Consider the following 6121-nt stretch of genomic DNA (forward strand, 5'->3'; position numbering starts at 1 on the left):
GATGCCCAACTTGCCCTCGATGCCGGCGAACGCGTCATCGACCACCGGGTCGGCTGCGGTCCTCAGTCCGCGCCCTCGGAGATCATTTCCAAGAGCGCGGAAGCTTTTCCCATGACCTCCAACGCGGCTTTGTTCCGGGCCAGTTCCTTCTCCAGCCGTTCCACCTGGCGGCGCAGCTTCTCGTTTTCCGTCTCTGCGGCCGACTTCTTAGGCCGGGCCGGGCTGGTGCGCTGGTCGACCAGCTTCTCCAATGCCCCGGCATCCCGCGCGGCCCGCCATTCCTTGACGTGCGAGTGGTAAAGGCGCTCGCGGCGCAGGACAGCGCCCTTCTCGTTCTTGGGTGCGGCGTCGTACTCGGCCACGATGCGCAGCTTGTACTCCGGACTGAAGGAACGGCGCTTCGGCCTGGGGGCCGGGTCGGACTCGGCGGGGTTGGTGCTGGTCATGAGGGGGTGGTTCTCCTGTCGTGCCCTCTCAGGCTAACCCGACTAAGCGGGGCGTCTCACCCAAGGCTGACAGAGAGGGGCACAAGACGCCCTGATCAGGGCGCAACCTCTACCTTGCAACCCCTTTGAGGAGATCGAATTATGGCCGTGCGTACGCACTGGACCGTGGAGCACGCCTGCTCCCACCGCGCGAATCATGACCTGTCCAATCGCCCTGCCGACAAGCGGGCAGGCTTCGCCCGCTGGCTAGCGTCGAAGGACTGCACCGACTGCTGGAAGGCGGCGCGCGACGCCGACACCGGGTCCAAGGAGGAGTGGCTCGCGAGCAAGCGGGCCAAGGAGCAGGAGGCAGCCCTCGCGTGGGCGAAGCACTTTGACATGCCGCAGTTGGAGGGCCCGGACAAGGCCCTGGACTGGGGCGAACGCTCCCGCCACCAGCTGATGACATCCGCCCACACCGCGCTCGTCATCGAGGGCACTTGGGACGAGGAGGACTGGGCGGAGGCGGAGGAGAAGGCCCGCGCCATCACCCGTGCCGGATGGTGGATCGACCAGCGCGACGCCGAAGGCACTGACCTGCTCGAACTCCTCGACGCAGCCAGCGAGGCGGACCGCGGGACGGAGAACCCGTTCCGCTGACGACGGGGCAACATAGCCGGAGAACGCCGGTTAGCCAAACCGGCGTTTCTCCGGACTATTGATGCTTCCACCCCGCCAGCACTCGCGTGGAAGGAACTCATGTCCCAGCCCCCACCCACCTCGGCGTTCGCACCGACGCCAGACCCGCTCACCCCCGACCGGGACATCACCCACGCCCACTTCCAGGCCGGTGACACCGTCGTCGTCCTCAAAGGCATGGGCGGTGGAGAACTGTGGGGCGACGCCATGCGCGTCGTGGCCCCGTCCTGGCACACCCCGACCGACGAGGACGGCTGGCGGCTGCGTGATGCGACCGGCGGCGCCCAGTCCTACGTCACCGCCCACCCCCGCTACCTCGTGCACCTCTCGCGCCGCTGCCCGGACTGCCTGATCTACCTAAGGGCCATGGAGGAGGCCCTCCTTGCGCGGTTCGCCGACCGCGACGAGCTGATCGACTGCGGCTGGTACACCACCACCGCGCTGAGCCAGCTCGTGCACATCGCGGACATCCGGAGTGGCCGATGACTTCCCCCACGCACCGGCCCGGCCGTTCCGGCGCGCTCGACAGGGCCAGGGCCCGAGCCACCGCATCTCCGATCGATTCTTCCTGGCCGCTGCGCCTGGCCGAAGACCTCCGCGACATCGAGGCCGACTGGAGGACTTCGGCCGATGTGTGCGCGGATGCTGCCTGGGCGGCACGGTCGGCCGGCCGTAGCGTCCTGGCCCTACTGTCCCCGCAGGACGTCACGGCAACGGGCCGTGATCTGATCACCGCCCGTACCTTGGCTCATCTGTACCTGAGTGCGCTGCGGTTCGACTTCCGCTGCCCCACCCTCCAACGCCTCATCGAACAACTAGCGGAAACCGCGCGTCAGCCGCTGGACTGCTACACCCGGGCCTTGTACGCATTCGCACTGCTGGGCCAGTCTCGCCCGGAGGGCCTGGCGGTCATGGACGAGGTCCTCGCGGAGGCCGGGGAGCACACCAAGACCCTGCACGTCCTGCTGCACGGGCTGTGGCTCGGCCAGGACCTGGACCGGGGCGCGGAGCGTCTCCTGGCCCTCAGCTCCCGGCCGGCCCTCGCCACCGGCAGCGACCCGATCGTCCTCTTCCGCGTGGCGGGTGCCCTACGCCGGCTGGGCCGGTACGACGAAGGGCTGGGCGCCATCAACCGGGCGATCGACTGTCTCCCGCCGGGGGACACCTCGGTGCACGCCGACCTGGTCCGCGAGCACTCCCTGCTCTGCACAGCCCGCGACCTTCATCAGCACCGGCCGCCCACCCTCACATTGGGCGGGATACCGTCATGATCCCCCGCCTGCACGTGCGGACCCACTCACCGCGCGACCCGCTCGCCGAGGCACTCGGGCGGCCCCTTTCTCCGAACGAGGGCCTGACGGAGTACACCATCGTCGCCCACTGGCCGGGCCTGGACTACTGCACCCCGGACGACGAGCATAGAAACTGGACATCCGTTCAGTGGGCCGAGCACCTCGAAGATCCCTACTTGGAGCATCCGTTCACTGCCAGTGCGGACGACGACCGGCGGGCGATCCTCCATCTCGACATCCGCCTCCACCCCGACGACCGGGAGCTGACCGGTCCCGAGTGGGCCGAAACCGCTCACCGGTTCGCCCGAGCCACCGGTATCGAGATGCCCGGCGCCGCAGAGCACGGCTGGCGGTGGATCGCCGTCCAAGCACAGCCCGGACGCCTGGACCTGATCGCCAACCTGATCCACCTCGACGGCACGTGGCGCACCCCGCCCGCAGACATCCTGCGGCGCCTTGCGGACGAGGCACGCCGCATCGAACAGGACCTCAACCTGATCCCCGTCCGGACCGGTCCCTCGGCGCGGCCTGCTGTCCGTCCGGCGCCCACGGCATCCGCTCAGCTCGCGAGCGTCCTTGCGCAGCTCGCCGACGAGCAGGCCGGCCCGCTGGCGGCGGTCCGCGGACTGGTCGAGCACACCGCTCACCGCATCGCCCGCCAGCCCGGAGCCGCCGGCACCGGCACCGCGCACCGCCTGGAGCTGATCGCCCGCCGCCTCCACGCCATCCAGCAGGACCTGGACACCACTGCGGCCCACCTGGTCCAGCCCCAGATCGCCACCGCACCGCCCGTGGCCCGGCACACCGCCCACCGGACTCCGTAGGAGAAACGTCTCCTTGCCCCGCACCACCGACCGCTTCCTGGACATCCGCCGTGACCCGCACTCCGACGAACTCCTGGCCCATGGAGGTGACTTGGAGGCGCACAGCATTCTCCAACGGGCGGGTTTCATCGCCGTCCTCCGCCTCCACGAGACCTACCACCGCGCACCCACCGGCCTCACCCAGGGCGACGAGTCCCGCAAGCTCGCCCGGCTCGACACCGTGCTGGAGGACATGACCCAGCGAGCGGCACGCTTCTATCTAACCTTGAACGACGTAGCGCGTACGACGGACATCTCCCCGGAGACGTTCCTGCGGTACAAGCACGCTCTGCTGGCGCACATGAGTGAGTTCACGGCGGAACTGGAGCGCTACGCGCCCCGGCTGGCCGAGGCCGTGTACGAAGTGGAAGACAGCGGGGTAGAGACCCTGTTGGAGCGGGCCGCCGCGGTGGATGAACGGCCGATGATGCGGCCGGCCGCGCGGCTTGAGGACTGGCGCCGGCGATGGATGGGGCTGCGGCAGTGGTTCTTGGCCGACGGCCCTCTGGAGACCAAGGCCGCTCAGCTGCAAGACGCTACCCGCACGGCCATTTCCGGGGTGATCGCCCTGCTGCGGCAGGTGACAGAGTCACGCCGAGGAGGGGTGAGCCGGACCACCCAGCTGTGGCATCTGGCCGCCTGGGCAGCGGCTGCGCCGGATGAGCAGACAGCGAACGCGCTGGTGTCCGCCGCCTTCGACCTGCGTTCGGTACGGCATCTGTCAGGGGCCCACGACGATGACGACCAGATCTCGCCGCGGGCGACATGGTGGGATGCGCCCGGTGTGGAGATCAGCATCAGCCTGTTCCGGCATGGCAAGCGGCCCGCACCGGGCGGGCCGCAGCCGGTCCGTACGCGCCGTGGTGCGCACGCCCGGCTGCGAGAGCAGCAGCTGGCGGCTCGGGCCGCGGACCGGGAGGCCGCCACGGATCTCCTGGACCACGGTCCCCACAACCGGGTGCTGACCGAGGCAGAGACCCGCGCCGTACTCAAGCTGCTGACTCGCGCCCTCCAGGCGCGAACGGTCGTCGCGGGCCGACTGCGTTCGGGCACCGGCAGCAGCGACGTGCTGACGCTGCGCCTGGTCCCGAACGAGCGCGGCAGCCAGTTGCGGACCGAGACCGGCACGCTACACCTACCCGGCTTCGCCTTGGAGATCAAACCCCATGGTTCGATGCGCCGACGCCGAACGGAGAAGCCCTGAGAAGCCGTTATCAAAGCGATCTTGCAGCTTGAGGAACGGACGGGCGTGCGGGTCTTGCTCCCGTTCGGATGATCACGGACTGGCCGGCGCATGAAGGAAGGGCCTCCTGCGTAGCTCGGAGATGTCGAGTCAACAAGCACCCAGGAGGCCCAGGTGTCACAGTCTTCCGCGCCCGTCGCGTCGGCGTCCAACTCCGGCGTGTCGCGGTGCGATTGCCTCGCTCACCGGTTCGGCAACGCCGCCGACCACGAAGGCCGTGTGCGCCGCTACCCCAGCGATCTGACCGACGCTGAGTGGGCGGTGGTCCGCGACGCGCTGCCGATGCCGCGCTGGCTTCAGGGGCGGGGCGGCCGACCGGAGTCCTACTGCCACCGCGTGATGGTCGACGCCGTGCTCTACCTGGTCGACGGCGGCATCAAGTGGCGCGCGATGCCGGTCGACTTCCCCGACTGGGCGGCCGTCTACCGCTTCTTCCGCCGCTACCTCGCGCAGGGCCTGCTGGCCGAGCTGCACGACCGGCTGCGTCGACAGGTGCGCATGAAGGAGGGCCGTGACCCGGAGCCGTCAGCCGGGATCATCGACTCCCAGTCGGTCAAGGCCGATGCCGTGGTCGGTGCCGGCTCGCGCGGCTTCGACGGCGGAAAGAAGATCAATGGGCGCAAGCGCCATCTGGTGGTCGACTGTCTCGGGCTGCTGCTGGCCGTACTGGTGACCGCCGCCTCGACCACCGACCGCGACGCCGCGCACGCTATGCTGCCGCCCCTGCGCGCCCGGTACTTCCGCTTGAAGTTGATCTGGGCCGACAGCTCCTACAGCGGGGCGCTGGTGGAATGGGCCGGTGCCGCACTACGACTGGTGCTGCAGGTGGTCAAGCGCGCGGAGAACACGGTGGGCTTCGCGGTGCTGCCGCGCCGCTGGGTGGTCGAGCGGACCAACGGATGGCTGCTGCGCACCCGTCGCCTGGCGCGCGACTACGAGCGCACCACCACGGCCGCGGAGGCGATGATCTACTGGTCGATGACCGCGCTCATGACCCGCCGCCTGGCCGCACGGCGCTGAACCGGCCGTCCGGCTCCTTGACCAGCCAGCCCCGCTCGGCCACCCGCCGGGCCTTGGCTCGCACCCGCTCCACCCCGGCGGCCGAGGTCTCCCAGCCCAACCGAGCGGCGATCTGACGGCAGTTCAGCGGCCCCATCCCCTCCCGCACCGCCGCCTCCAGGGCGCCGATGATCCGCTGGTAGTCCGGGGCGAGGACGGCCGGCCGAAGGCCGGGCCGCCAATCGGGCACGATCGTGCCCGGCGCCGCGGCCGCACTCCGACCCCCGCTATCCGGCGGCGGACCGTCCGCCGCGCGGGCCTGGGCCAGCGCCGCCGCGAACTCCTCCCGCGCGATCACCGCGCGCTCGCAGGCCCGCTCCGCCTCGGCGAGCGCGGCCGCAGCGCGCTCTGCCTCCTCACGGCACTCCTCCAAGCGCTGACGCGCGGACAGCTCCCGCTCCTCCAGCAGCCCCATGGGCGACGGCATCCAGCCCTCCGACGATGCGGTGACACGACACCGCCATCCCTGCCGCCCACTCGCCGAGAACATGCCTGACCTGCGAAATCAAAGCCACCACGCTCGGATTGATAACGGCTTCT

The 6121-nt window shown here is 70.0% G+C and carries 8 protein-coding genes; 6 read left to right on the top strand and 2 right to left on the bottom strand.

The features are described 5' to 3' along the window. Positions 1-62: 62 nt before the first annotated feature. On the bottom strand, positions 63-446 hold the full coding sequence (locus RH94_RS15470; RefSeq protein ID WP_073946048.1) for a transposase: 384 nt from the start codon (positions 444-446) through the stop codon (positions 63-65). Positions 447-587: 141 nt separating this feature from the next. On the opposite strand from RH94_RS15470, the gene RH94_RS15475 reads away from it, so the two are divergent. The 6 genes from RH94_RS15475 (at position 588) to RH94_RS15500 (ending at position 5542) form a co-directional block, all read left to right on the top strand. Next, the gene (locus tag RH94_RS15475; protein ID WP_199880965.1) at positions 588-1085 is read left to right on the top strand and encodes a hypothetical protein; all 498 of its coding nucleotides are present in this window, start codon (positions 588-590) and stop codon (positions 1083-1085) included. A 99-nt stretch (positions 1086-1184) separates the two neighbouring features. Further along, a complete protein-coding gene (locus RH94_RS15480; protein ID WP_073948175.1) occupies positions 1185-1610 on the top strand; it encodes an MDR/zinc-dependent alcohol dehydrogenase-like family protein in 426 nt (141 codons plus the stop codon). Further along, positions 1607-2395, top strand: coding sequence for a tetratricopeptide repeat protein (locus RH94_RS15485; RefSeq protein WP_073948176.1), 789 nt, complete (start codon positions 1607-1609; stop codon positions 2393-2395). Before RH94_RS15480 ends, RH94_RS15485 begins: the two co-directional genes overlap by 4 nt. Then, on the top strand, positions 2392-3240 hold the full coding sequence (locus tag RH94_RS15490) for a relaxase/mobilization nuclease (RefSeq protein ID WP_073948177.1): 849 nt from the start codon (positions 2392-2394) through the stop codon (positions 3238-3240). Before RH94_RS15485 ends, RH94_RS15490 begins: the two co-directional genes overlap by 4 nt. Before the next feature lie 13 nt (positions 3241-3253). After that, the gene (locus RH94_RS15495) at positions 3254-4483 is read left to right on the top strand and encodes a TIGR02677 family protein (RefSeq protein WP_324614272.1); all 1230 of its coding nucleotides are present in this window, start codon (positions 3254-3256) and stop codon (positions 4481-4483) included. A gap of 153 nt (positions 4484-4636) precedes the next feature. Next, positions 4637-5542: an IS5 family transposase gene (locus RH94_RS15500; protein WP_073947174.1), complete on the top strand. Its 906-nt coding sequence runs from the start codon at positions 4637-4639 to the stop codon at positions 5540-5542. Here the strand turns inward: RH94_RS15500 and RH94_RS15505 are convergent. Continuing rightward, complete coding sequence (locus tag RH94_RS15505; protein WP_073947175.1) at positions 5511-6008, bottom strand: hypothetical protein; 498 nt, start codon at positions 6006-6008, stop codon at positions 5511-5513. The genes RH94_RS15500 and RH94_RS15505 overlap by 32 nt on opposite strands. Positions 6009-6121: the final 113 nt, after the last annotated feature.

The organism is Streptomyces kebangsaanensis, from assembly GCF_001906585.1.
Classification (GTDB): Bacteria; Actinomycetota; Actinomycetes; order Streptomycetales; family Streptomycetaceae; genus Streptomyces; species Streptomyces kebangsaanensis.

Coding starts and splice junctions, on each gene's coding strand:
- RH94_RS15470 (WP_073946048.1), bottom strand. CDS start 446: ATGACCAGCACCAACCCCGCCGAGTCCGACCCGGCCCCCAGGCCGAAG.
- RH94_RS15475 (WP_199880965.1), top strand. CDS start 588: ATGGCCGTGCGTACGCACTGGACCGTGGAGCACGCCTGCTCCCACCGC.
- RH94_RS15480 (WP_073948175.1), top strand. CDS start 1,185: ATGTCCCAGCCCCCACCCACCTCGGCGTTCGCACCGACGCCAGACCCG.
- RH94_RS15485 (WP_073948176.1), top strand. CDS start 1,607: ATGACTTCCCCCACGCACCGGCCCGGCCGTTCCGGCGCGCTCGACAGG.
- RH94_RS15490 (WP_073948177.1), top strand. CDS start 2,392: ATGATCCCCCGCCTGCACGTGCGGACCCACTCACCGCGCGACCCGCTC.
- RH94_RS15505 (WP_073947175.1), bottom strand. CDS start 6,008: ATGCCGTCGCCCATGGGGCTGCTGGAGGAGCGGGAGCTGTCCGCGCGT.